The 25,388-nt window shown below is 43.3% G+C and carries 24 protein-coding genes; 7 read left to right on the plus strand and 17 right to left on the minus strand.

Features of this window, described 5'->3' with window-relative positions; genetic code table 11:
- Nucleotides 1-67: 67 nt before the first annotated feature.
- The 5 genes from OCU28_RS15525 to OCU28_RS15545 form a co-directional block, all read right to left on the minus strand.
- The gene (locus OCU28_RS15525) at nt 68-535 is read right to left on the minus strand and encodes a DUF4149 domain-containing protein (protein WP_261817795.1); all 468 of its coding nucleotides are present in this window, start codon (nt 533-535) and stop codon (nt 68-70) included.
- A gap of 18 nt (nt 536-553) precedes the next feature.
- Nucleotides 554-1,297 (minus strand): phosphatase, encoded by a 744-nt coding sequence (locus OCU28_RS15530; protein ID WP_261817796.1) that lies wholly within the window; start codon nt 1,295-1,297, stop codon nt 554-556.
- Nucleotides 1,298-1,473: 176 nt separating this feature from the next.
- Nucleotides 1,474-1,626 (minus strand): hypothetical protein, encoded by a 153-nt coding sequence (locus tag OCU28_RS15535; RefSeq protein WP_261817797.1) that lies wholly within the window; start codon nt 1,624-1,626, stop codon nt 1,474-1,476.
- A 101-nt stretch (nt 1,627-1,727) separates the two neighbouring features.
- Nucleotides 1,728-2,447 carry a hypothetical protein gene (locus OCU28_RS15540; protein ID WP_261817798.1) on the minus strand — a complete coding sequence of 240 codons (720 nt, stop codon included), beginning with the start codon at nt 2,445-2,447 and terminating at the stop codon, nt 1,728-1,730.
- 114 nt (nt 2,448-2,561) lie between these two features.
- On the minus strand, nt 2,562-3,398 hold the full coding sequence (locus tag OCU28_RS15545; protein ID WP_261817799.1) for a LysR family transcriptional regulator: 837 nt from the start codon (nt 3,396-3,398) through the stop codon (nt 2,562-2,564).
- A 223-nt stretch (nt 3,399-3,621) separates the two neighbouring features.
- Here OCU28_RS15545 and yegD point away from each other — a divergent pair, with 223 nt between their 5' ends.
- Entirely contained in the window at nt 3,622-4,971 is a 1,350-nt protein-coding gene (gene yegD, locus OCU28_RS15550) for a molecular chaperone (protein ID WP_261818289.1), read from the plus strand.
- Nucleotides 4,972-5,050: 79 nt separating this feature from the next.
- Here yegD and OCU28_RS15555 read toward each other — a convergent pair whose 3' ends face one another.
- Entirely contained in the window at nt 5,051-6,889 is a 1,839-nt protein-coding gene (locus OCU28_RS15555; protein WP_261817800.1) for an amidase family protein, read from the minus strand.
- 315 nt (nt 6,890-7,204) lie between these two features.
- Between OCU28_RS15555 and OCU28_RS15560 the strand changes: the two genes are divergently transcribed.
- A complete protein-coding gene (locus OCU28_RS15560) occupies nt 7,205-7,843 on the plus strand; it encodes an SdpI family protein (protein WP_261817801.1) in 639 nt (212 codons plus the stop codon).
- 97 nt (nt 7,844-7,940) lie between these two features.
- On the opposite strand, the gene OCU28_RS15565 is transcribed toward OCU28_RS15560, so the two are convergent.
- The 5 genes from OCU28_RS15565 to OCU28_RS15585 form a co-directional block, all read right to left on the minus strand.
- The gene (locus OCU28_RS15565; protein WP_261817802.1) at nt 7,941-8,441 is read right to left on the minus strand and encodes a GNAT family N-acetyltransferase; all 501 of its coding nucleotides are present in this window, start codon (nt 8,439-8,441) and stop codon (nt 7,941-7,943) included.
- A 69-nt stretch (nt 8,442-8,510) separates the two neighbouring features.
- Nucleotides 8,511-9,518 (minus strand): trypsin-like serine protease, encoded by a 1,008-nt coding sequence (locus OCU28_RS15570; protein WP_261817803.1) that lies wholly within the window; start codon nt 9,516-9,518, stop codon nt 8,511-8,513.
- 375 nt (nt 9,519-9,893) lie between these two features.
- On the minus strand, nt 9,894-10,466 hold the full coding sequence (gene efpL / locus OCU28_RS15575; protein WP_261817804.1) for an elongation factor P-like protein EfpL: 573 nt from the start codon (nt 10,464-10,466) through the stop codon (nt 9,894-9,896).
- A gap of 72 nt (nt 10,467-10,538) precedes the next feature.
- On the minus strand, nt 10,539-11,600 hold the full coding sequence (locus OCU28_RS15580; protein WP_261817805.1) for an AbrB family transcriptional regulator: 1,062 nt from the start codon (nt 11,598-11,600) through the stop codon (nt 10,539-10,541).
- A gap of 86 nt (nt 11,601-11,686) precedes the next feature.
- Nucleotides 11,687-12,103: a GNAT family N-acetyltransferase gene (locus tag OCU28_RS15585; RefSeq protein ID WP_261817806.1), complete on the minus strand. Its 417-nt coding sequence runs from the start codon at nt 12,101-12,103 to the stop codon at nt 11,687-11,689.
- A 428-nt stretch (nt 12,104-12,531) separates the two neighbouring features.
- Between OCU28_RS15585 and OCU28_RS15590 the strand changes: the two genes are divergently transcribed.
- The 3 genes from OCU28_RS15590 to OCU28_RS15600 all read left to right on the plus strand — a co-directional run bounded on the left by OCU28_RS15590 (nt 12,532) and on the right by OCU28_RS15600 (nt 14,791).
- Entirely contained in the window at nt 12,532-13,272 is a 741-nt protein-coding gene (locus OCU28_RS15590) for a transporter substrate-binding domain-containing protein (protein ID WP_261817807.1), read from the plus strand.
- Between the two features lie 153 nt (nt 13,273-13,425).
- The gene (locus OCU28_RS15595; RefSeq protein ID WP_261817808.1) at nt 13,426-14,073 is read left to right on the plus strand and encodes an amino acid ABC transporter permease; all 648 of its coding nucleotides are present in this window, start codon (nt 13,426-13,428) and stop codon (nt 14,071-14,073) included.
- A complete protein-coding gene (locus OCU28_RS15600; protein ID WP_261817809.1) occupies nt 14,066-14,791 on the plus strand; it encodes an amino acid ABC transporter ATP-binding protein in 726 nt (241 codons plus the stop codon). The genes OCU28_RS15595 and OCU28_RS15600 overlap by 8 nt, the downstream gene beginning before the upstream one ends.
- A gap of 50 nt (nt 14,792-14,841) precedes the next feature.
- Here OCU28_RS15600 and OCU28_RS15605 read toward each other — a convergent pair whose 3' ends face one another.
- From OCU28_RS15605 to OCU28_RS15615, 3 genes are all read right to left on the minus strand, one after another.
- Nucleotides 14,842-15,450, minus strand: coding sequence for a fumarylacetoacetate hydrolase family protein (locus OCU28_RS15605; RefSeq protein WP_261817810.1), 609 nt, complete (start codon nt 15,448-15,450; stop codon nt 14,842-14,844).
- 68 nt (nt 15,451-15,518) lie between these two features.
- A complete protein-coding gene (gene gcvT, locus OCU28_RS15610; RefSeq protein ID WP_261818290.1) occupies nt 15,519-16,637 on the minus strand; it encodes a glycine cleavage system aminomethyltransferase GcvT in 1,119 nt (372 codons plus the stop codon).
- A 138-nt stretch (nt 16,638-16,775) separates the two neighbouring features.
- Nucleotides 16,776-17,399, minus strand: coding sequence for a helix-turn-helix domain-containing protein (locus OCU28_RS15615; protein WP_261818291.1), 624 nt, complete (start codon nt 17,397-17,399; stop codon nt 16,776-16,778).
- Nucleotides 17,400-17,621: 222 nt separating this feature from the next.
- On the opposite strand from OCU28_RS15615, the gene gcvH reads away from it, so the two are divergent.
- Nucleotides 17,622-18,002 carry a glycine cleavage system protein GcvH gene (gcvH, locus tag OCU28_RS15620; RefSeq protein ID WP_261817811.1) on the plus strand — a complete coding sequence of 127 codons (381 nt, stop codon included), beginning with the start codon at nt 17,622-17,624 and terminating at the stop codon, nt 18,000-18,002.
- Nucleotides 18,003-18,163: 161 nt separating this feature from the next.
- The gene (gene gcvP, locus OCU28_RS15625) at nt 18,164-21,031 is read left to right on the plus strand and encodes an aminomethyl-transferring glycine dehydrogenase (RefSeq protein ID WP_261817812.1); all 2,868 of its coding nucleotides are present in this window, start codon (nt 18,164-18,166) and stop codon (nt 21,029-21,031) included.
- 181 nt (nt 21,032-21,212) lie between these two features.
- On the opposite strand, the gene OCU28_RS15630 is transcribed toward gcvP, so the two are convergent.
- From OCU28_RS15630 to OCU28_RS15640, 3 genes are all read right to left on the minus strand, one after another.
- Complete coding sequence (locus OCU28_RS15630; protein ID WP_261817813.1) at nt 21,213-22,196, minus strand: polysaccharide lyase; 984 nt, start codon at nt 22,194-22,196, stop codon at nt 21,213-21,215.
- Nucleotides 22,197-22,555: 359 nt separating this feature from the next.
- Nucleotides 22,556-23,554 (minus strand): transposase, encoded by a 999-nt coding sequence (locus tag OCU28_RS15635; protein WP_261817814.1) that lies wholly within the window; start codon nt 23,552-23,554, stop codon nt 22,556-22,558.
- A 207-nt stretch (nt 23,555-23,761) separates the two neighbouring features.
- Complete coding sequence (locus tag OCU28_RS15640) at nt 23,762-25,330, minus strand: polysaccharide lyase 6 family protein (protein WP_261817815.1); 1,569 nt, start codon at nt 25,328-25,330, stop codon at nt 23,762-23,764.
- Nucleotides 25,331-25,388 lie beyond the last annotated feature (58 nt).

The raw sequence follows: 25,388 nt of genomic DNA on the forward strand, positions 1-25,388 counted from the left end.
TGATCCAGATCACTGATCATCCCAGAACCTGCAAAGCAAATATCTGGGATGCGCTCATGTAATCAGGTTATTTTAACCTTCTGTAAATCAGGATAATCCCTGACAATACCGTTATTTTAAAGCTGACCTCTGAGATTTTATGAAGCGTTGCAAAGCCGCCGCTCTGAGTCACTAGCGCGCCTTGCGACTGCAACTCAACGATCTGCGGTACAAAATAAAAACAGAATAGAAGACCAGTAGTAACCATAACGAACATGCTCAACAAGGCCCACCAATCGGTCTTGACCGTTACAAATTGGTATACCTCATACACCAATGACAAAACGCACAATAGTGCCAAGGGGTAAGATAGACGCACAAACACCTCAGTCATCAGCAAGCCTTCTTGAAACCTGCTCAGCAACGGCTCACTCAAAAATAGGGCCGAATTAAAGATAACGGGTGCAACTACCGCTCCGGCAAACAGAGAAAAACCAACCACCACGGTCAAAAAAAGGATATACGTTTTTGATAAAAAGCGAACAAATGAGTTCATAATACGCTTCATCTCCCCTTAAAAATCAAACTCATCTGCGATATCTATTCCCTTGGTTGCCAAATAAGCAAACAGTGACTCAACCGTATTATTAATAATGCGCTCGGCAGGATAATCAACCTCAGTAATCAGCTCTATGGCTTTATCAAAGCGTCCAAGATCCCAAGCATTATGTGCATCAGAGCCGATGCTAAGTGGCGCATCATATTTCTTAGCAAGCTGTGCAATCTTCAAGCAATTCGAATAGCACCCCTTGCGCGAGAATAAAAAGGAGCTGTTGTTTATCTCCAGAGCAACATTTTCTTGAGCGGCAGTCTTTACTATCTCTTCGATATGAATCGGAAACCTTACATTGCCAGGGTGAGTCACAACGTGCACCTTGCCACTTTTGATTACGTTCTTCATTGCTAAGGTATTGGCATCGATATCACGCGGGGCAAATACAGGGGGATGGAATCCGGTAAGGATAATATCTAAGGTGCTACGGACGGACTCTTCAATATCAATATTGCCGTCAAGATCTTTAATATTACTCTCAATACCACGCAAGATCCCAACGCCATCAGCCATACGAGGAAAGGTTAAGCTGTTTACAAAATGCCATACATGGGGTGCATCTTCCATATCAGGACCATGGTCGGTATTTGCAAATAATCGAATACCCTGTTTTGGCGCTTGGCGTACATAATCATGAATGGTGCTGTATGCGTGGTCACTAGCCAGTGTATGTGTATGTAAATCTACCTCTAATCTATATGTCATAACCTGCTTTCCTCTGAAAATCGACCCGAATCATAGATAGTGAGCCTTCGCCCTACATCAACCCTATTCTTGACGATTCCCTCTCTGACATCAATCACAATTCAGATAATATTCAACAACATAAAAAAAGCCCAAGCTAAAAAGCTTGGGCAAATACAACAAAATGAACAAACATATTACTCTTCAATCAAGCTCTGAATCCTTAACAGATCTTGTTCAAGCAGTGGCTCATACATTGCGCCATGTTGAGCCATTGCAGTTGGCAAAGTCGATGTCATCAACAGACCAACAACAATTGCCAAATATATTAAAACTTGTTTTCTACTCAATCTCACTGCTTCACCTATCTAAACAGCTGCTCAGTAGTCAGATATTTAGTTGTATAGGCAAGTCCATCTGCACGGGTTATTCTTTCGCCAACGGCGATAGATTAGAATTGATAGGCGACACCTAGAGTCCAGATGCTATCGTTTTCAACCGGTACGTTGTTTTGGTATAGCTCCATTTCTCCAGTGTTGAAGTAGGTATACTTCACATACGGTGTCCAGTCGTCAATCTGAGCCGACAACACGACTTCATGCTCATTGGTGCGATAGCGGTCTTGAGCAAAATAACCCGTGTTGCCTTGATGAATATACCCACTCGAGCCATCACTATTTTCATGGGTATAGGTATAATCTAAGCTAAACATGCCAAACGTCATCGACGTTCCCGCAATAAATTGGTTGGTATTGATGGCGGTATCGGTGATGTTTTCAAATATATCGCCCGAGCGATTGTAGCCATAGCCGCCGAAGATATTAAAATTGTCGGTGATGTTATATTGCAAGATAGCCTCAACCAGTAGCTCTTCACCGGTTTCCCATTTACCTAACTCACCATAAACATTTAGCTCAAGCTGTTCAGATAAACCAAAGTTGTAGCCGTAACCTGCCGCCAACCAGCCTTGATCATCAAAGCCGATATAAACATAGCCATCTTCAGAGGTTTCAATAGTAGCGCCCGCCTCGGTGGAATATACGCCATTATCAGCCGCATTAGAGGCGACATTTTGCTCCAAATACACCTCAACTGGCGCCGCAGTTGCCACCGTAGCGGTAGTTGCGAATACCATGCCAATTGAAGCCGCTAAATATTTAAGTTTTTGCATTATGATCTCCCGTTTAGAAACAGTGATGAGCACTTAGCTCAGGACACGGGAGATTATCAAGTAAGGTTAAGTTGGGATAAATACGCTCAACTTTGCTTTAAACATAAATTTAATTTATATGTTGGCGAATATTCTCTGAATCTGTTCACGCTTTTTCTTGTGGAATGGGTCCTTGATATAGCGACGATGAAAGATCATATTGTAGCGAAGATTACGCAGTGGAAACGGAAATTCGTGGATAACAAGGCCTAAAGGTGGAGCCCATTTCTCCGCTAAAGAACGATTCGAACTTGCCACGTAATCCGTGGTAGAGGCAAGCATTAACATGCTTGAAATTGACTTGGTTTCAATCTTGACCCGGCGACTAGGTAGTGGGTTATCCGATAGATAGTCGATTGTATTTTGTTCACCACGGCGGATCTTCAGTGCTATATGTTCCTGTGCAAAGTAGCTATCAAGAGTCATTGACTCCTCGACCAGCGGATGCTGCTTGTGGGTTAAGCACACCACATCCTCCTCGGTTAAATGCTCAACAATCAGCCCCTGCCTCTTGGTCTCTAACACATCAATGATGAGATCTACCTTTTGTGTGATCAGGTCATCATAGAGCTTATCCTCTTCTAAGGGAGACTCGATATAGGCCATTTCATCTAGCTGGGCAACCATATGCAGCATAGACTCGTTACAATATACCTTCAGTTCTCTTTGGCTTTCCGATATCACCTCAAGCGTTGCTAATGGGTCTTCAATTCGAGTCGCCAAAGAGACAGCGGCACCCGTTGGCGCAATCCCTCTCCCTTCGCGGACGAATAAGGTTTGATTTAGGCTAGCTTCTAATCGCTTTACGGCCGCGCTTACCGCAGGCTGCGTCAGGTCAAGCTGTTCAGCTGCCACTGTGATTGAACGACAACGATAGACAGCTAAAAAGGTTGAAAAAAGATTGAGATCCATTATCAGTATTCCGCCACAGTGATTTATATAAAACTAGAACAAAAGTCTAATTCAATAGTCTGTTAATTAAATAAAATCATAGGGTTATACTTGCAGAAGCTCAAGTTACTAGCCTGATAATTGCAACAAAAACAACAAATCACCACAAAAAAGCAATCGAGCCTAGAATTTTGTTATCAGGGGCTATATTATGCGCTCCCTTTTATCGATTGAGGTGATAGAAATGATTATTGGTTTTGATTATGGAACCGCAAACTGTTCTGTGGCACAAGCTACTGATGACGTGGTAAAGCATGTGTCATTGGATGGCGAAAAGTATATCCCCTCAACTCTGTGCGCGCCCACATCTGAGACGATTTCAGAATACCTGTTTAAAAAACATGGTATTCACCCTACAACCTCTGCCGGTGAAGCGATTCTTAAGCGTGCAATGGCAGAAAACTATGAGCAAGGCATCAATGTATTAGAAGAGGAAGTCTTGTTCGGCAAGCCTGCCTTGGATCTCTATCTACAAGACCCAAAGGATATCTATTACATTAAGTCCCCTAAATCTTTTCTTGGGGCTAGCGGGCTTCGTGATATGCAACTGGCTTATTTTGAAGACCTTGTATGTGCCATGATGACCAACATCAAAATCAAGGCCGAACAGAGCTTACAACAAGACCTAACGCATACCGTAATTGGTCGTCCCGTCAACTTTTTGGGGCGTGGTGGTGAGACCTCTAATCAACAAGCGGTAGGTATTTTAGAGCGTGCTGCCAACCGTGCAGGATTTAAGGAGGTTTCCTTTCAATACGAGCCCGTAGCCGCAGGTCTTGAGTATGAGAATGCCCTCACTCGCAACCAGAATGTATTGGTAGTAGATATTGGCGGCGGTACCACCGATTGCTCGATGATCCAGATGGGGCCCCAATGGCGCGGTAGTGCGCAGCGAGATGCCAGCCTACTTGCGCATAGTGGACAGATGATAGGTGGCAATGACCTCGATATTCATATCGCATTTCAAAACTTTATGACTGAGTTTGGCAAAGGTAGCCGCAAAATCAGCGGACTGGAAATGCCAATAAGCCAATATTGGCACCCTATTTTGATCAACAACGTGCCAGCACAAAGAGAATTCTACTCTCGAGAGAACTTAGCACTACTTAAGCTACTCGTTAGAGATGCAGTCGAGAAAGAGAAGGTCTCGCGCTTAATAAAGCTTCATCAAGATGCGCTGGGTTACGGCATCGTAGCGCAAGCAGAGCGGGCAAAGATCGATCTAGAAGCCAATCAACAGTACATAGCGCAACTCAACCTTATTGATGAGACCTTAGCCATTCCGGTATCAAAACAAGATATGGAGCAAGCTATCAAGGTGCCACGTGAGAAAATCCAGAAATTAGTTGCAGAAGCGGTGACTCAATCGGGTATTAAACCCGATGTAATATTTATGACTGGCGGCTCGGCACGCTCACAAGTTCTAAGAAGCGCGGTACAATCCGAACTGCCCAACATAGAAGTTGTCAGCGGTAACTACTTTGGCTCAGTAACCGCAGGCTTAGCGCGTTGGGCTGATATTATTTATAGATAATGCATTTAAAAAACGAGCTAATATTAGCTCGTTTTTATTATGGTATAACATCTACCAATAAGATTTAGTTCACCTTTAATTACTTCGAATCAGGTTTAAACAAAGTCATTGCATGCTCTAAATCTGGTTTATCTAGTATATAGTTTGAATCGTGATTAATACCAACCTCCAATGATTTTGCCGCCGCTAATAACTGCGGCTCGGCTAAATGCAAACCAATAAATTTAATACTAATTGGTCTGCTATTATATTCACCATATGGAATAGTTAATGCTGGGTAACCAGCAGGAGCATAAACACCATCATATGAACCGTAGCTAGTTGCTAATACATCAATATTGTTTTTATGGTAGAAGTTGAGCATATTTTTACGGGCTGTCGCTTGACGATATTGATGGCCTTTTTGACATTCGTTACGAGATAGCGGGCTATGTACTGACTTGATCAACCAATCTTGACCATAGGCAATCCTTGCGGTCGGATTTTCATTGTTATACGCAATAATTGCATCTAAATCAGGAAATGGTGCATCGCTGCCTAAGCTGGTTAAGAAATCATTAACTGAATCTCTAAACCCACAGGTAAGCACAGTTGCAAAGTTATAAGGTTCTTTTATTCGAGACCAGGTTCCATAATCATCACTTAGATTATTGGATAGATAAGAGACATATTTAACCTGCACACCACCTGCTTTTAATTGTTGATATAACGCTTGTTGGTCCGATGTTGGATCAAACTGAGTGTTATTATTTAAGCCCATTCTGGATTCCACCCCAACGATGACCTCATGGCGATAAGTCTCACTTAGCGCATCAAAATAATCACGTCCAATCGCTGCTTGGTTTTCATCTGCATAGGTGTCGGTTGGGTCTATCTTAGCCATAACATCTAAGGTTGTGGCGAGATCATTAATGGTATGAGTCATAATCCCCATAGAATCTTGCGCTGCATCAAGGGGGATCACGTAGTCTCGGCTAATCAAACCGCGTGTGGTTTTTAAACCAATCACGCCATTAACTTCTGATGGTGCAATTACTGACCCCGAAGTTTCCGAGCCAATAGCAAAGCCAACTAAGTCAGCTGAGGTTGCCACAGCTGACCCGGCACTTGAGCCCATAGTAGTAAATAAGCCGTATGGGTTATGAGTTTGCCCACCATTATTTGAAAAACCATTAGCCGCGCGTGTATCAGTAAAGTTCGCCCACTCACCCTGGTTTAACTTCCCAAGAACAATGGCACCTTTTTCTCGCAATCGTTGTACCAAAAACGCATCTCTTGAAGGATGCCATGCAAGCATTGCAGCAGCGCCGGTTGCGGTATGCATTTTATCATGGGTTGCAATATTGTCTTTAAGACCAACGGGTATACCGAGTAAGCTTAAATCCCCCTGTCCTTGCTCAGCACGTAGCTTATCACTGGCAATCGCATCTGAGATAATATCTGGATTAAACTCAATAATAGAGTTGAGGCCATCTACATCATACTTACCTGCTCTATATAGGTAAAACTTCACCAACTCTACAGAGGACAGTTGCTTGTTGTTCATTAACTCTTGCAACTGTGGAATGCTTTTCCCAATAATCAACGGTTTATCTAGTTGGTATTGCGAATCATCATAATCGGCTAGCTGATCTTTAAATTGTGCAAAGTTACGATATAGCTTGCCGCAATAATTACTCGGTTCCTGAACTAATACCCCCTCTTCAGTAGGATGCAAATGGGGGCTATATTGGTCATTATTACAGGTTGTTCCTACAAGGTTAGCTATAGTAGTTAATGATTGAGGCGTGCTTATATCTGATGAAACTTCACTTGTTTTAGGCTCATTTTTTGTTTCATCGATAGGATTGTCTTTAGTATTACACCCTGAAATTAAAAGTGATGAAAATACGATCCCTGTGATTATTTTTTGATTCATTGCTTATTCCTTTTTTTGAATGAAAAGTACAAAGCAAAACTTATGCCAACTTTAAAACCGCCATATATAAGCGATTCACCTAGGTTAACAGTATGATTTATTATTTTTTTGCACTGCGATGGATATATATCGCACTGTAATGGGGAATAATTAAATTAGATATTAACAACACCACAATAGCCTCCAAAAATGGAAAGTATGTTTGATGAAATGCATGGGTTATTAATTTAATTTTGAGAGCCAACGTACTTTTTAAAAATTAATCATCCGTTACGATTTTCTGTTCACATAACTTATGTGATAAAGGGACATATCATGATTAGAAATATAAGCTGCTTATTTATACTTGTTGTTATGTTGGCGATAAGTGCATACGCATACAACATTATTCCTGACTCAATAGCGATGCAATACTCAATGGATGGCATAGGCTATCAATTCCTTAATAAAAATATCGCTGTATTATATTACCCAGCAATTTATGCAGTAGTAATACTAATCACTTTGTTTTTCCATAAGAAATCACCAAAACAATTTGAAATAAAAAATAGTACTAATGCGATAAAAGAGGTCATTATTGCAGCGGGTATATTGATGCTAGCTTTTCATTACTGCCGTTTGGTTAACTATGAGAATAGCGGCTCAAACCTCGCTATCATCTCCTATTCACTAGCATTGTTCATTATGATAATCGGACACTCTATGAAGAATATAGGTCCTAATTTCATGGTTGGCTACAGACTACCGTGGACGCTAGCAGATGCCGATAATTGGCGTTCAACTCATAAATTGGCTAACAATGTAAACCTACTTCTGGGTGGCACATTAATAATAGCAACCGCTATCCACCCTAGCGTTAATGCTGTGATTATATTCTTAGTATTCTCTGTATTGATACCATCTGCATATTCGTTTTATCTGTTTCATACAAATAGCAGTGGTAAAATGAGATAAATGCAAGGGGGTTGTAGCCCCTTGCACTAGGTGACTTGCAACAAGATTGGTATATAAGGCTACGCCTATGGTGAGCGTAGCCTTTGTATTAGCGCGGCTACTGATTGGTTTTAATCCTTGCCATATGGTAAACACTCACAAACTCACCATCTCTAAACGCATACGCCTCAGATTCGCCTTCAATCTCAAATCCAAACTTACTGTACAGACCTAGCGCAGGTTTATTATCTACAAACACCGTCATTTCCAATCTCAACAGATTGAGCCAATTATCCGCAAGGTCTATCATGGTTCGTAGTAATGCACTTCCCACCCCTTGACCTAAGAACGCATCTTTTACTGCCATTCCAAACCAAGCGACATGCCTTCTTCTTGGGTTAGTGCACACCTCCATCCCAAGATTACCTACAATTTCACCATCAATTTCTGCAACATAAATATAGAAATTATCAGGGATATCAGAAACACGTTTTTGCCAAAGTTCCAGCGGAGGGTTTGGAAGTTGCAAGGTGCCAGAATAGGCATTCTCTCCGGAAAAAATATCCGCAATACCTTGTGCGTCTTTTGCTTGTACGCGACGAATTGTAATTCCTGTCATTTTCGCTTTTCTATCTATTACTGCCTTTCTATACCACTAAAAGTAACACGGATTCAATGCACTCCCAAATCACGTGCTGCGTCTGCGCAACCACACCAGTACTCCAAATCCGAATAGGCTAAACAATCCAACTGCACCACCAGTATCGTCATCAGAGATCCCATTGTCTTCATCACTTGGGACAAAGTTATCTCGGTTGCTTTGAGTGACCACTATTTTAGGAAGTTCTTGACCGGTAAGGACACGGTTTATCCAAGTAGAGTATTCAGCGACTTCAGTATAAGCCGATGAATAGTCAGCATTAGGGTCGCCACATAACGAGGGTCCAAAGCTGGTGATTCCTACTTGGATATATTCACCACCGCGATTCCAATATAAAGGGCCACCCGAGTCACCACCACAGGTGGAATTACGCAATGATGATTGAAAATCGACTTCACCTTGTAAACATAATTGACGACTCCCGATATCAGCCGAGCGGCAACTGCTATTGGATAATAGAGTCTGTATCACACCTTGCAAGGTATTGGTGGTATCCGAGCTATCTGTAGTAAAGCCATGTCCAATGGTAAACATCTCAATGCCAGCAACATTGTATGAGATGATATCTGAAGGAGTTGCTAAAGTAACATGCGCACTAGGGGGCACTGATAATGGCTGTTCCAGTTTAATAATCGCAATATCATCAGGCCAACTTAACGCCTCACTATCTACAAACCCATCCGGATAGTAGAACTCACTGGCTCGAACCAGCTCTGCGCCTTCCTGTAATACTTGCCGCTCGTTTTGTACCTGAGGGGCGACAGATGTGTAGGTATAGTAATAGCTATCACCCTCAACACAATGGGCCGCAGTCAACACATGGTAAGCATCTAAAATCGTAGCACCACAATAATTCTGATACAGGCCACTGGTATCAAGCTGATCAAAATAGAGGCTAGAAAATGAAGGGAAGTCTTCAATCGAAACGTTGATACCATTGACTATATAGGTTGAATTACCACCCGAATTAGCCACAGCGCCACCACTGGCTAAACAGCCTATTAGACAAGATATTACGGACAGTGCTCTAGGCATACCCCACTCCTTTGAAAGCAAACTGATCGCATGAAATTATTACTTTTACGTAACAACTATCATATAAGTTTAGTCGGTAAATCCATTACCTATGCCTAATATACCTGTTATCGAGTGGTTTTCTCCAGCTTATTTGTAACAAACATGTAACCAAAGGCTGAGTGCTGGGTTCTGGGTGCTATCCCGTCGATTCACCGATTCCCCCTCCATCATCTTTAAACTCCGAGTAACTAAAGACCCCGGCTTAAAACACTACCGGGGTGACGGCAAGAACGCTTCTAGTTCCGAGTACCTAGGGCCTTAATTCCCCCTTCTTCCCAAAAAAAATGCACGCTAAATAGCGTGCATTTTTTAAAATACCGAACAGTAATAAAATTACTTGTCAGCGCGTCCCATGAAAGACTTATCAGTAGTGTTGATGCGAATTTTCTCGCCACCAGCAATGTATTCTGGTACTTGAACTGTAAGACCTGTGGTTAAGGTTGCAGGCTTAGTGCGCGCACTTGCAGAAGCACCTTTGATTGAAGGGTCAGTCTCTACTATCTCAAGCTCAACCACTGCTGGTAGCTCTAGAGCAACTGGGTTTCCGTCAACACAAAGTACCAACAGACCTTGGGTATCTTCATTGATGAACTGCAACTCTTCTTCAATTGCTTCTTTGTTGAAGTTGTACGGTGTGTAGTCTTCGTTATCCATGAACACATACTCATCACCGTCAATATAAGAGAACATTGAAGGGTGACGACTGAAATCAGCTAGGCTAATCATCTCATCCGCTTTAAAGCTTTCGTCTGCTTTAGCACCAGTTGCTACATCATACATACGCATACGGTATAGACTTGCTCCAGCACGACCACTTGGTGTTAGCTTATTAATTTCTTTTACAAAATAGACTTTGCCGTTGTGCTCAATCGCAGCACTTTTTTTGATTTCACTTGCCTTTGGCATCTGAACGTTCCTAACTCAATACAATGTAAGGCCTTATTATACCCAACTCATTTGTAGATGCTATGTCACATCTTACGCTTCGTGATGACGACTAAAACGATCTGACGCAAAGCTTGCCATTTGAGGTGCTAATATGACAACCAACAGCAATCTAACGATCTGCATACTCATCACAAACCCTAGATTCACCTCACCACGACTAGCCAGTGCGATTGCCGTAACCACGTTTAGCCCACCCGGAGTTGTCGCAAGATAAGCGGTAAGGGGTGTTACATGAAACCAAAACACGAGTATTGCAGCAACAGCACCACACAACACGATTAAGGCTGATATCGACAATAGTATTTTAGGCAGAGCGAATAAGGCTTGCTTAACGATAACTTTATCAAACCTCATGCCTATGCTGACACCAAGCACCAGATAACAAATATCTAGTAACCAAGTTGGGATCTGTAGCACCAGAGACCCAGTGTTAACACACAATGCGCTCACAAATATTGAAACCAAAAAACACCCCGCCGGTAGACGAGATTTTACACCAATAAATGTGGCTATGCCTATAACGAACAAGGTTTCCACTACACTCAGTAAGGAGTAGTTATCAAGCCAATGTTGAAGGTGGGTAGTTTGATCAATGTTCGGTGCTAAAGATAAGAAATGCGCAACTGCTGCTGCCAGTAAACTTACCATCACTACCCTAAGGTATTGCATAAAAGCCACAAGGCTTGGATCGTTTCCATAGGATTCGGCCATAAGCACCATTGCCGATGCGCCTCCTGGAGCGCATCCCCAAATAGCAGTGCTACCAGGCAGTATACGCAGTCGAGCTAAGCCATACCCCATACCTTGGCATGCTATCAACACCAATAGTGCCACTCCCACAAACACCCACCATTTTGATAGATAGGGTAATAGGATCGTCAGATTCAGCACTTTACCCGCCATTATTCCAATAACTGACTGCACTAGATAAATAGAGGATTTAGGGGTTTTAACACGCCATTTGTTAAAGCTAAAGAATATAGCGGCCAACATCGGCCCCAGCAGGGTTGCAGCAGGTAGGTGTAATGAATCCAACAATACACCCACACACAAGCAGATTAGGTAAATCATTACCACGCGAAAAGAGAACATATATAGTGGCTTCTTTATTCTGACGTTCATTAGTGTTGATGTAATATCAACCTATACCTCACCAACTCATGGTAAGGTGAACCAAATTAGAGCAGTTTCGACAATTTGAAATAGGCGACGTCAGATTTATAAAATCGTTCACCTTCGGGCTGTAACCCGAATCGGCTATAAAAACTCAGTGCGCTTTCTCTCCCATCACACCAAAATGATTTGGCGCCATTTTCGGATGCAAACTTCAGCATATGGTTCAATAATTGGCTGCCGATACCTTGCCCTTGATAGTCGGAGTCAGTAGCAAACTTGCGCAATCGAATAGCACGTCCATCCCAAAATAAAGACGCAACACACACCAAACGCGCATCGATAAATACCCCAAAATGCATCCCTTGTTCATCTTCAGGAACATGACAAAACTCTGGTGATTTATGAGGCCACAATACATGATGGCGAAGCCCTATAGTTTGTTGCCAACAGATCTGCTCAATAGCGACTAATTCCGTCATCTCATTCCCCATCTATTTACTCGAAATCACTACGCGATACTCAACCACACGCACTTGCAGTGCAAGAAACGCCTACAAATTCGGCGAGATAAATATCATACCTCTTAATTAATCGTCATATGAATAGTGGAAGCTCAGATTGCTCAATAACCCTTCAACGCCTCAACCCTTGATAACGTTCAGTTTTCATTGATAAAAGGTCGACCATACACTCAAGAGCAACCCTGCATCGCTATGCGTGTAGGTGAATATTAATAGAGAGGCAGCCCACCCATTAATCGCTACAAAATCGAGCGATACAATGCACATTGAGACATATGCAATCTTATCTTATCTCTCAGATCACTTGATTTTTTATCCACTAGGCATTACTTTCGGTGCTTGCTTTCGCCTTTTAACCGAGGCTTAAATTTAAGGAAACAAGCAAAATGAAAAAGATTTCAATCATGTTTGCGATGCTTATTGCAGCAACCGCAACTAGTTCAGTAGCCTTTGCAAAAGGCCAAGTATATAAGATCGCAACCGATGCCGCGTTTGCACCTTTCTCTTTCAAGAAAGACGGCGCATATACAGGTATCGATGTAGAAGTACTTGACGCTATCGCAAAAACCGAAGGCTTTGAATACCAACTAACTCCAATGAACTTCAATGGCATCATCCCTGGCGTAGTATCAGGTCAACTTGATGGCGCGATTGCGGGTATGACAATCACTGAGAAACGCGCTCAAGTTTTAGATTTCTCTGATGGTTACTATGAATCTGGTGTTATCCCAGTTGTTAAAGTAGATAGCAAAATTGCTTCTAAAGCAGATCTAAAAGACAAGCGCTTTGCAGTTAAGAAAGGCACAACGTCTGCTGATTGGGCTAACTCAAACCGTAAAGCTCTAAACTCAAGCGTTCGTTACTTCGATGACTCAGCTTCTATGTTCCAAGAAGTTCTTAACGGCAATGCTGATGTAGCATTTGAAGACTACCCAGTAATCGCTTATAAGATTTCTCTAGACAAAACACCAACTCTAAAACTTGTTGGTGAAAAACTTAACTCAGCTAAATTTGGCTTTGGTGTTAAGAAAGGTCAGAACGCAGAGCTTCTTAAGATGTTCAACGAAGGCCTAGCTAAAATCAAAGCAAACGGTACTTACGAGAAAATTCTTAGCCAATACCAATAATATCAATACTTTAATCTAAGTATGATTTCACTCAGGAGGAGTTTATTTAATAGACTCCTTCTTTTTTTTCTCAGTAACCTCAACAATATAGCCCTCCAAATACGGTCAGAGTTATCTCTAGCTGAGGTTGTATAGTGTTAAAAGGAAACTCATATGTTTGAGCTATTTATGGATAGCCTACCTGCCTTTCTTGATGGGATGCAAATAACGCTCATCATCACGGTATGTTCGTTATTCTTAGCAACTATCATTGGCCTAGTGCTTGGCCTAATTAATATTGGCAACAATACCTTCTTGCGTGTTATCGCTAAGGTATATATCGATATTGTTCGTGGTACTCCTCTTATTGTTCAGGCCTTTTTCCTATACTTCGGCATGACTGGTTACCTTGGTTTCCACATGACAGCTGAAGTTGCAGGTACCATTGTAATCAGTATTAACGCCGGCGCTTATATGGCCGAGATATTCCGTGGTGGTATTAAGGCAATTGATGTTGGTCAAATGGAAGCGGCACGTAGCCTTGGCCTTTCATACACTCAATCAATGATCAAAGTGGTTCTTCCACAGGCATTTCGCCATATGATCCCAGCGATCCTAAACCAGTTCATTATTTCATTGAAAGACACCTCAATTCTTACCGTTATCGGCGTAAACGAATTGACTCAATCAGGTCAGATTATTATATCTTCAACTTATCGTTCGTTTGAGGTTTGGACAATGGTAGGCATCTTGTATTTTTCTCTTATCTTTATTTTAACCACTATCTTTAGACAAATTGAGGCACGATTAAGCAATGATTAAAGTATCTGAATTAGTAAAAAGCTATGGTGATAACGTTGTTTTAAACGGTATCGATTTTAATGTTGGTGAAAATGAAGTGGTTTCTCTTATTGGGCCATCAGGCTCTGGTAAATCAACACTACTTCGCTGCTTAAACGGGCTAGAAGAGCTAAATGGTGGGCATATCATCATTAATGGTGAAGACCTTGCTGACAAAGATCTCAATATCAATAAGTTCCGTGAACATGTAGGAATGGTATTCCAATCATTCAACCTGTTCCCACACCTTACTGTGCTTGAAAATATTACCCTCGCGCCGCTGACGCTAAAGAAAGCGAACAAAGAGCAAGCTGAAAAAACAGCTTATGACTTACTAGATAAAGTAGGTCTAAGAGACAAAGCTTCAGCCTATCCTAAAAGCCTTTCTGGTGGTCAAAAGCAGCGTATTGCAATTGCGCGTGCTCTAGCGATGAACCCTGGCGTATTATTATTTGATGAGCCTACCTCTGCACTCGACCCAGAAATGGTGGGTGAAGTACTGCAAGTAATGCAAGATCTTGCCAATGCACACGGCATGACTATGGTTGTTGTTACCCACGAAATGGGTTTTGCTCGTGAAGTATGTGACCGCGTAGTATTCATGGCCGATGGTAAGATTATCGAGGAAGGCAAACCTTGCGAAGTATTTGATAATCCTAAAAATGAGCGTACTAAAGACTTTCTATCTAAAGTCCTATAGCGCCAATGACACTGAATCTAAGGGCAGCATATTGCCCTTAGATTTTCGACTTAAGATGCCAACCACTTAACCTCAACAATCGACTTCCCTCTAAGTAACACCTTACCCAGAAATTGGTCAGCACAATTAACGACACCGACCCCTTTTGGCGTACCTGTCATTACGATGTCTCCATCACATAAACTGGTAAATTGAGATAGCTCACTGAGTATCGTTAACGGCGGATACATCATCAAGGACACACCACCTTGTTGGGTAAGCTTACCGTTGATATAAAGCTCTAGACTAAGTTCATTGAGGTCATCGAATTCTACAAACTCTGAAAAAAGTGCCGAGCCATCAAAGGCTTTAGCTCTTTCCCACGGTAATCCCTTGGCTTTTAGCTTGGACTGGCATTCGCGTTTGGTAAGATCTAACCCTAGCCCCACCCCAGCTAACTTATTCGCCCGTATTAAAAAGCACAGCTCAGCCTCGTAGTGAATTGGCTCATCACTGCCACTTGTTAACTGCGTCGTGATAGAAGAGTTGGGCTTATTAAACACCACCATCTGCTGCGGTATCTCATTACCAAGCTCACAGATATGCTCAACATAGTTTCTACCCACGCAAACGATCTTACTTGGCGTTATAGACTGTCCCTTGTACTGAACTGCTAACATACCCTAACTCCATAAAGATAACGGCCCGATAATTATCGAGCCGATTGATCCATTTTTAATTTAATTTATTAGCCACGATAGTAGCGCTGAGGTACAAACGGCATTTTCTCAACCACCATCGGCAACTTCTTACCGCGAACTTCAGCAAAAATCTGCGTACCTACGCTCATCAAGTCACTGCGTACATACGCCATGGAAACGGGCTTGCCTGCATTTGGACCCGCTGTACCACTAGTCACAATACCAATCTCAACATCATCGGCATCAAATAGCTTACAGCCTTCACGCACTGGCGCTTTAGTTTGACCAACCAAGCCCACACGCTTGCGCGATACATCTTTAGTCGCAATCTGCTGTAAAATAATATCTGCACCTGGGAAGCCACCAGCACGCTCACCGTCAGCGCGGCGCACCTTGCTAATTGCCCACAACAGACTCGCCTCAACGGGGGTCGTGGTTTGGTCCAAATCATGACCATACAGACACAAACCGCACTCAAGACGCAATGAATCACGAGCACCAAGGCCAATCCATTCGACAAGCTCAGAGCGAGTCAAGGCACGTGCCAGCTCTTCTGCTTTATCGTTAGCAACTGAGATTTCAAAGCCATCTTCACCGGTATAACCACTACGGCTAACAATGCATTCAGTACCAAGCAACTCAATATGCTTCACATCCATAAAGCGCATCTCAGTTACCGCGGGGTTAAGCTCAGCAAGTACATTCACAGCCTTTGGTCCTTGCAAAGCAAGTAAGGCACGGTCGTTAATCACCTCAAGCTCAACGCCTTGTGGCAGGTTTGCTTGTAGGTGTGCGATGTCTTGCTCTTTACAGGCCGCGTTCACAACCACGAACAGATGATCCCCTAGGTTTGCGACCATCAGGTCATCCATGATCCCGCCCTGCTCATTGGTAAAAAACGCATAGCGTTGATTTCCACTAGCTAGGTCAACGATATCAACCGGAACTAACGATTCTAGACCTGAAGCCGCTTGCGCACCTTTAAGGCGAAGCTGCCCCATATGTGATACATCAAATAAGCCCGCGTGTTCACGAGTATGCAGGTGTTCTTTTTTTACACCCAGCGGGTATTGAACCGGCATCTCATAGCCCGCAAATGGAACCATCTTCGCACCCTGTTCAACATGAAGATCAAACAGTGGCGTTTTTAGTAGTACTTCAGTCATCATTTCTCCTTGATTTTGCTGTGCCTCATATCGAAATGAGGCCCAGCAAACACTTTGATTATGAACCTAGCTCAAGTGGCAAGCAATCGTTTGCCGACACTATAGGAAACTTGGCTTGTTATACATTTGATACCACCGCTACTTGGCGGTGACCCACAATATTTGCGCGTCCATCGCACTAGTAGAAATAAGTGCATGTCCCATATTGGCATCGTAATAAACACTGTCTCCTTCACCAAGAGAAAGCGGCTCGTAAAATTCACTAAAAAACAGCACCTCTCCGCTTAAGATCAGCAAGAACTCTTCACCATCGTGTCGCACCCATCCTTGAAACTCATTAAAACTGCGAGCGTGAACAAAAGATTTAAACGGCATCATGCGCTTTTGCGACATCTTGGTGGCTAATAATTCGTGTTCATAGGTAGTGGTAGGATGCAGCTTACCTTGATTGTTAAGGGTGACGTCACGGCGCCCTGAAGCCCCGACTTTCTTAGGCGGAGCAAACAATTGTGGCATATCAATATCAAGGCCAGACGCCAGCTTTTGCATCGCTTGGAAAGTAGGGCTTATCTGTTCGTTTTCAATCTTACTTAACGTAGAGCGCGCCAGACCGGTTCTTTGACTGGCCTCTTCTAAGGTCAGCCCCAACTGGCTGCGAATCCCTTTGATTTTTTGTCCAAGACGCAGTGGCTCAACACTATTTTCAACCGAGGATTTTTCTATGGTTAATGAGGGGTACTCATCCAGAATAGGCTGTTTCAATTTCTTCACCACACTTCATCCTAACAATGGTTAGAAAGTGTGCCACAAACGCCCCTAGCAAATGAAGAGCCAACCCATAGAATAAATGAGAGATAAGTTGCAAATTTAGACTTTTTGTTTCTTATAGGAAATTTCGACTTGAGAAGCTTAACAAGTCAGTGTATTTTTCGAACATAACCAGACTAATTCCTTTGTACTTGATTATTGTTGGAGATTTAAAGCATGGACAACACTCTAAAGTTTACTGATAGCCACGAATGGGTACGCGATAACGGTGACGGCACTGTCACTATCGGTATTTCAGAGCACGCTCAGCAAATGCTTGGTGATGTGGTATTCGTTGACCTACCGGATGTAGAAGACAGCGTAGATGCAGGTGATAGCTTTTCTCTAGTTGAATCAGTTAAAGCTGCGTCAGATATCTACGCCCCAGTGAGCGGTGAAGTGGTTGAGATCAACGAAGAGTTGGAAGATAGCCCTGAGCTTATCAACGAAGAACCGTATGATGGCGGATGGATCGCAAAGGTTAAGCTAACGGATGCCGCAGAACTCGACAACCTAACCAGCGCAGAAGACTACCTCGCGAGCATTGAAGAAGACTAAACCTTCTTTCACATTCAAATAATTACGATAATCCCCGCTTTGGCGGGGATGTTGCTATTCAGAATACAGAGAAATCATCGGCTATTATCTCTGGATTTTGAGTCGCAAAGCTAAATCAAAACACCTGTAACGCCTCATGGAAGGAAAGGTACAAAAGAATTATGACTGATCTACTACGCAGCTTAAGTACTGACAACGAATTTGTTGCTCGCCACAATGGTCCTAACCTAAGCGATCAACAAAAGATGCTGACTCGCCTTGGTATTTCAAGCCTTGCTGAGCTGGTTGAACAAACGGTTCCCGCTCAAATTCGTCTAGAAAAACCGCTGACCCTTGATGCTCCGCTAAGCGAAGCTGGCATGCTGACTGAAATGAAAAAGTTCGCAAAACTAAACCAAGTTAAGCGTACCTTTATCGGCCAAGGCTATTACAACACCTTTACTCCTAACGTTATTCTACGTAACGTGCTCGAAAATCCGGGTTGGTATACAGCCTACACTCCGTATCAACCAGAGATATCTCAAGGCCGCCTAGAAGCCTTGTTGAATTATCAACAGATGATTATCGACTTAACCGGTATGGAGATAGCCAACGCCTCTTTACTCGATGAAGCGACCGCCGCCGGCGAAGCAATGACCCTTTGTAAGCGAGCAGGTAAGAGCAAAAGTAAAACCTTCTTTGTAGCAGACGATGTGCACCCACAAACCATCGAAGTGGTGAAGACTCGCGCAGAATTTATCGGATTTGAGGTTCAAATCGGCGCTATCGATACCCTGCCACAACAAGATGTATTCGGCGCACTATTGCAATACCCTAACACCACAGGTGAGGTTCGTGATTTAACGGATATCATCAGTAAGGCACAAGCCAACAAAACCCTAGTAACCGTAGCCACCGACCTACTTGCCTCCACCCTAATTAAGCCTGCGGGCGAAATGGGCGCAGATGTAGTGATAGGCTCAGCGCAACGCTTTGGCGTGCCTATGGGCTATGGAGGACCACACGCAGCGTTTATGGCGACCCGCGACAAACACAAACGCACCATGCCAGGGCGAGTAATTGGGGTGTCTATTGATACCCACGGAAATCCGGCTCTACGCATGGCAATGCAGACCCGTGAGCAACATATCCGCCGCGAAAAAGCGACCTCAAATATCTGTACTGCGCAGGCTCTACTCGCAAATATGGCGGCATTCTACGCCGTATTCCATGGCAGTGAAGGGCTTAAAACCATAGCTCGCCGCACTCACCATATGACCGCTATCCTTGCTGCTGGCTTGACCAAAGCTGGCTATGAGCTGTGCCACAATAGCTTCTTTGATACCATCACTATCGACAGCGGTGACAAGACGGAATCCCTATACGGCATTGCACAGCGCGCTAACATTAACCTGCGCAAACTCGATGGTAAGCTCGGTGTTAGCTGTGACGAAACCACTACCGTTGCCGATATTGTGGCGCTATTTAGCGTATTCCAAGTCACTGAATCTATTGAAGCACTAAGTTCAGACATATCAAGCAATGAATACGCGGCCATTCCCCAAGATTGCCGCCGTGAATCTGAGTTTCTTACCCATCCGGTGTTTAACACCCACCACAGTGAAACCCAGATGATGCGCTACCTTAAGCAATTAGAGAACAAAGACTTCTCTTTGACTCACGGTATGATACCGCTTGGCTCTTGCACGATGAAGCTCAACGCGGCGGCGGAGATGATCCCAGTAACTTGGCCTGAATTTGGTGCTATTCATCCATTTGCTCCCCTTGAGCAAGCTGCGGGTTATACCGCTCTGGCGCTAGACCTTAAAGCTAAGCTGTGTGAAATTACCGGCTACGATGACTTCTCTTTGCAACCTAACTCTGGCGCATCTGGCGAGTACGCAGGCTTAATTGCAATCCAGCGCTATCATCAGTCACGCGGTGAAGGCCACCGTAACGTGTGCCTTATCCCTAGCTCAGCCCACGGCACAAACCCAGCGACCGCTTCTATGGTTTCGATGAAAGTAGTAGTGGTGAAATGTGATGACAACGGCAATATCGACATTGCTGATCTGCAAGCCAAGATTGAAAAGCACGCAGCCAACCTCTCTAGTATTATGATCACCTACCCTTCAACACACGGCGTATATGAAGAGCAGGTTAAAGAAGTATGTGAGATGGTGCATGCCGCTGGCGGTCAAGTATATCTTGATGGCGCTAATATGAACGCACAGGTTGGGCTAACCACCCCCGGCTTTATTGGCTCGGATGTGTCACACCTTAACCTACACAAAACCTTCTGCATCCCTCACGGAGGCGGCGGTCCAGGCATGGGACCTATCGGTGTTAAATCACACCTAGCCCCTTTCCTACCAGGTCATATCGAAAACGGCGTGCAAGGTTCTGACCACGCGGTTGCCGCAGCCGATCTTGGCAGTGCCTCTATTCTACCTATCTCATGGGCATACATTGCCATGATGGGTGAGAAAGGACTCACTAAGGCAACTGAGGTTGCTATCTTAAATGCCAACTACGTAATGGAGCGCCTGCTTCCCTACTACCCAGTGCTATACCGTGGCGCCAATGGCCGCGTAGCGCACGAGTGCATCATTGATATTCGCCCACTCAAAGAAGAAACCGGCATCAATGAAGAAGATATTGCCAAGCGCCTAATGGATTACGGATTCCACGCCCCAACCATGTCGTTCCCAGTAGCGGGCACGTTAATGGTTGAGCCAACGGAATCGGAAGATCTTGAAGAGCTTAACCGCTTCTGTGATGCCATGATTGCAATTCGTAAAGAGATGAACAAGGTACGTGACGGCGAATGGCCACTAGACAATAACCCGTTGGTTAACGCCCCACACACCCAAGTAGACCTTGCCCAAACCGATTGGAACCATCCGTATCCACGTGAATTAGGTGCATTCCCATCTAAGTCACAACGCAACTGGAAATATTGGCCAACCGTCAACCGCGTCGACAACGTCTACGGCGACCGCAACCTCATCTGCTCATGCCCGAGCATTGATGAGTATGTAGAAGAGTAGATGTGTTATTCATGCAGCAATGAGTAAGATACCTACCTGAGTTATGACCGAAAATAGAAAGCGAACCTAATGGTTCGCTTTTTTGTTGAAGCTTAGTAGTTAAAGGTATCGCGGAATTGCTTGCCAAGCCTCGAAGACTTGGCTTTTTGATATCTGTTGCTTAGTTTATTTACTTCGATAGTTATTGGATAAGCTGCACTTCTCTTATCTTAAAGTCTGCGAAGTAAACCTCATCCTGATCTTGGTTTAGAAGCTCCTCAGATTTAAGCGAACGATAGATACCCCATTTAGGTCTTACAAAGTTTCCATCGCGTCCATCTAATCCTGAACGCCACATTTCTATGTTGTTCTCGATAATTTCTATCATTGGTTTAGATTCACCCAACGGAGTTAATGTCATGTATAGGCTGCCAGATTCGTTGTAATTGACTCTCACAAAGGCTTCTATCCACTGCCCTGCAATATCACGACTCCAATCTACGTCATCCATCTTTGTGGTATGAACCAAGGTGTTGTTCACTGTACCTGTACGGTCGTTGTTGTAATGAACATGCCTTACTTCAAGACCACTTTGATTGCTGCGTACGTTAGCAGTAAGTGTCAGTATCGGACTGCTTATATTCACAAACTCCTCACTATTTTTCTCGGCTACCGCCTTTAACTGGAATAGATGAGTAAATTGTTTCGTTACCTTAAGGTCATTACCAATTTTAAATTTCCAGCTGTATTCAAAGGTTTTACCAAGGTAACCCTTTAATTTATCGGGCGATTTATCATATGCCTTGATCTCGTTTCTTTGTCGGTCAATCCGCCCTTTATCACGGTCTCCATCTTCAAAGTGCATGATGAACTTAAAGTGATTGCCAATGACTTCGTCGTATTCTTCAACGATATGTCTACCGCCATCGGGGTCGTTGTTTGAATAGAGATCTGGAGCCTCTATAGCACCTCGACCCAAGACACTCTCGATCAAGTCATAGGTTTCCATGCCTTCAGGACCATCTGAATTAAGCTCTGTAGAGCTAATTACCCTATAGTGACCTGTTTCATCAATTGGCGGATTAATTAGCTGACTAGGATTACTTGATTCTGTAGAATTAACACTACTTCCTCCACAACCCGCCAAGACCAATACAATGGTACTAGCAACAATAGTTCTTAACATAAAGGCACTTCTAGTATTCTAAATAGACGCTAAAAATATCATCGCCAGCAATAAACTTGTCTTATCATATCTACAGATTGTTACATGCATTACATTTTGCACCCGTCATCTTATTTGAAAGTCGATCTATGTCTTATTAAATTTTTTAATCCTGGACACCCAATAATTCTAATTATCAAAACAATACTTAACCGCTACATGGTGAAGAGTAAGATAATGCGTTAAAATCGGATAAATGTTGATTAATACCGTGAAATTGACATTAAAATACGTAAATTAGCGAATTCAAGGCGTGGCGTATCGTTAGCTAGGCTAATTAATAAAGATGTGTGGTGGATATGAATAAATAGAGCGAGTGGTCAGTGCAAACATCGTCGCAGTTGGTTCTTTTTCGCTATCCATCGCCTACCTGTGTGCTCTGCAAATAACGCCAACTCATCCAGCGTACCAACAGCTCCTTGATAATCTTTGCCAAAATTACTGGCTAAGCTCATCCAAGTCTCTGTATCTAAGCCAAGTGAGTGCAGTAGTTTCGGGTGCGAAGCGACAATTGCACCGGGTTTGTCATTTCGAATAGTACGGCCACTCCAATCCACTAGTTCAATATAATCGAGTAATGAATACGGAATGCCTCGCTGCTCGGACTCACTGGTATCGCCAACAAAACCAAATAATCCCTTCTTGTTACAAGGGGGCTCGCTTTGCTGTTCATCTTGATGTGACACTCCGTGAACACGCTCATAAACGGAGGTGTATTCAGACGCTTCGATACTGTCGTTGATGCCTGCGCGTATGGGGTTCAAATCGACATAAGCCATGCACGTTAATAAGGCTTCTTCATCAAGTAACGCTTGAGACTTAAACCGCCCCTCCCAAAACCTTCCGGAGCAGTCATCTTCTGCGTTGGCTTTGCGTGCAATAAACTCATTTAAGCTACGCATAAACCATGAAATATCAATCAGGCGCTCTCGCCAATCATTGATGATACTAAGAGCCGCTTTACTTTCAACTTCAGCGCAGGTTTGCTTTTTTAGCCAGCGCTGAACTAATACGGGAAGTGAGTACAACTGCCCCCATCTCCAACAGACCTCTTCATCACTAAGCTGTTGATTTAATTTCTCATCGACATGCAGCACAATGTGGTAATGATTTGACATCACCGCATAGGCGCAGATATCCATACTAAATACCGTCGACAAATAATGCATCCGCTCAACCACCCATGCTCGGCGGTGCTCAAATGATTGCCCTGTATATTTATCGTCGCCACACAGATAGGCTCGACGAACACAACGCGAGATACAATGGTAATAAGGGGTATCAGAAAGGGAGACTTGAGACTGTCGAGATTGGGTCATAACAACTACCTCTAAGATGCACTGTGTATCATTTAAGGTTAGTTGTGGGACCAAGAGGCGTCAATATTTATGGGTGTCCACTAATTTTCTACTATGGGTGTCCACTAATTTTGTTTCTATTTTGGTAAGCGTAAAAACAAAAGCGGGCCATTCACTTCCTACTTTCGTAAAAAGTGAATGGCCCGCCTTAATATTTAAATAGTTCTACTATTTGAATACGATTGAAGAACCAACCATATCTTCAGTTAGTACGGTTAGGTTAGTTGCACCCACTGTACCTACCGCTTTGATCAAGCCTTGCTCGTCTCTTTCCATCGCAGGAGCTTCGGTTGAGATCCCTGATGGCAGTGGCTCAAGGCCTTCAATCTGACCGTAGAAGATGTTGTTCACATATTCAGATCCGACCATTTGGAATTTCTCGCCTTCAAACTGTCTGAACGCGTTAGTACCTTGGTTCGCAGCGATTGATAAGTTGTTTTCAAATAATGTATCAACAGCTGGGAAGATAGTCTCAACACGAGCATCGTTGGTTAGGCTCACGCGGTGAACAGCATTACTAGCAAAGATGCCTTGCGTGTTATTTACTAAAGTATTGTTCTTAACAATGACATCTTTAGGCGTCCACTGCTTTTGTAGCGTTTTACCCTCTGTAGAGTCCTTGCTTAGCACCTCACCCTTAGCAACATCAATAATACCGGTATTTAGAACAAGGGCACCTCTGTAGGTTCCTTTTCCTAGCGTTCCTTCGATGTAGTTGTTTTCAATCAAATGATTCTCATCATAAATTCTGATACCGCCAGAGTTAGCCGTATTGCCAGGCAAGATAACGTTGTTTGTCACGACGTTATTATGACCATGTCTTAGAGAGATCATTGAAGTACTGTTTTTGATGGTATTTCCATCAAATGTAATGCCACTTGCTTTAACTGAGATTAACTCAATTTCACCAGAGCCATTTTTGCCGACGTAACCACTGATGTTGTCAAAGTAGTTATTTCTTACAATGCTTTGAGAGTCAAAGAGTGAGTTGTGGCTATCACCAACGCGAATCGCTTGTCTATCGTTACGGTTTGTTCTCACCATTTTAGGGTCAGAATTCTCGATAAGTTCGATATCTAAAGCAGTTAAGTCTTTGAATATGTTACCTTCAATCAATGTTTTTTCTAGCTTGTCTGAAGTTGCAACCACAAGCATAGCGCCACGCTTGTACTTACCTTCAAAGGTATTATTGGTGATCTTATTATTCTCTCCGCCAACAGTTACCCATCGGATGTTAGGGTATTTACCCTTCGCGTCTGCAACGTATTCGTAGTCATTGAACTTGTAGATCACAGAGTTGTTCAGCGTATTGTTTTTACCGAAGATCCCAAACACACCCATGATGTTTGCATCATGACTTTTTGTGCTTAAGGTCGCGCCACCGTCAGTAAATACCAAGCTTTCAATAAGGTTGTTGTTACCCTTAATCAAGAACTGAGTCGAACCATTAAAAATAACCGTACCTGGCTGTTCAGCTTTAATAGTCACGTTGTTCGCGTTTAAAGTAACGCTGCCTAAATCTTTATAACGACCCGCTTTAATGCTGATTACATCGCCATCTTGAGCATTAACAATACTTTCTCGTAGCTCTACAACCTGTTGCATCGAAGCCATCGCAACACCTTGGCCTGCCATGATAAATGTTGGCTGAGTAGCTGGCACGGTACTTCCTTGATTTGAAGTACATCCCGCCAATAGTAGTGAACCTGCGATTAATAGAATTGGTGACTTTTTCATAAGTATCTCTTTAAAAGGGTATTTCCGTTGAGCGCAAGATTAGCAATAGGATGCATAT

It is taken from the genome of Vibrio gallicus (assembly GCF_024346875.1).
GTDB classification, from domain to species: domain Bacteria; phylum Pseudomonadota; class Gammaproteobacteria; order Enterobacterales; family Vibrionaceae; genus Vibrio; species Vibrio gallicus.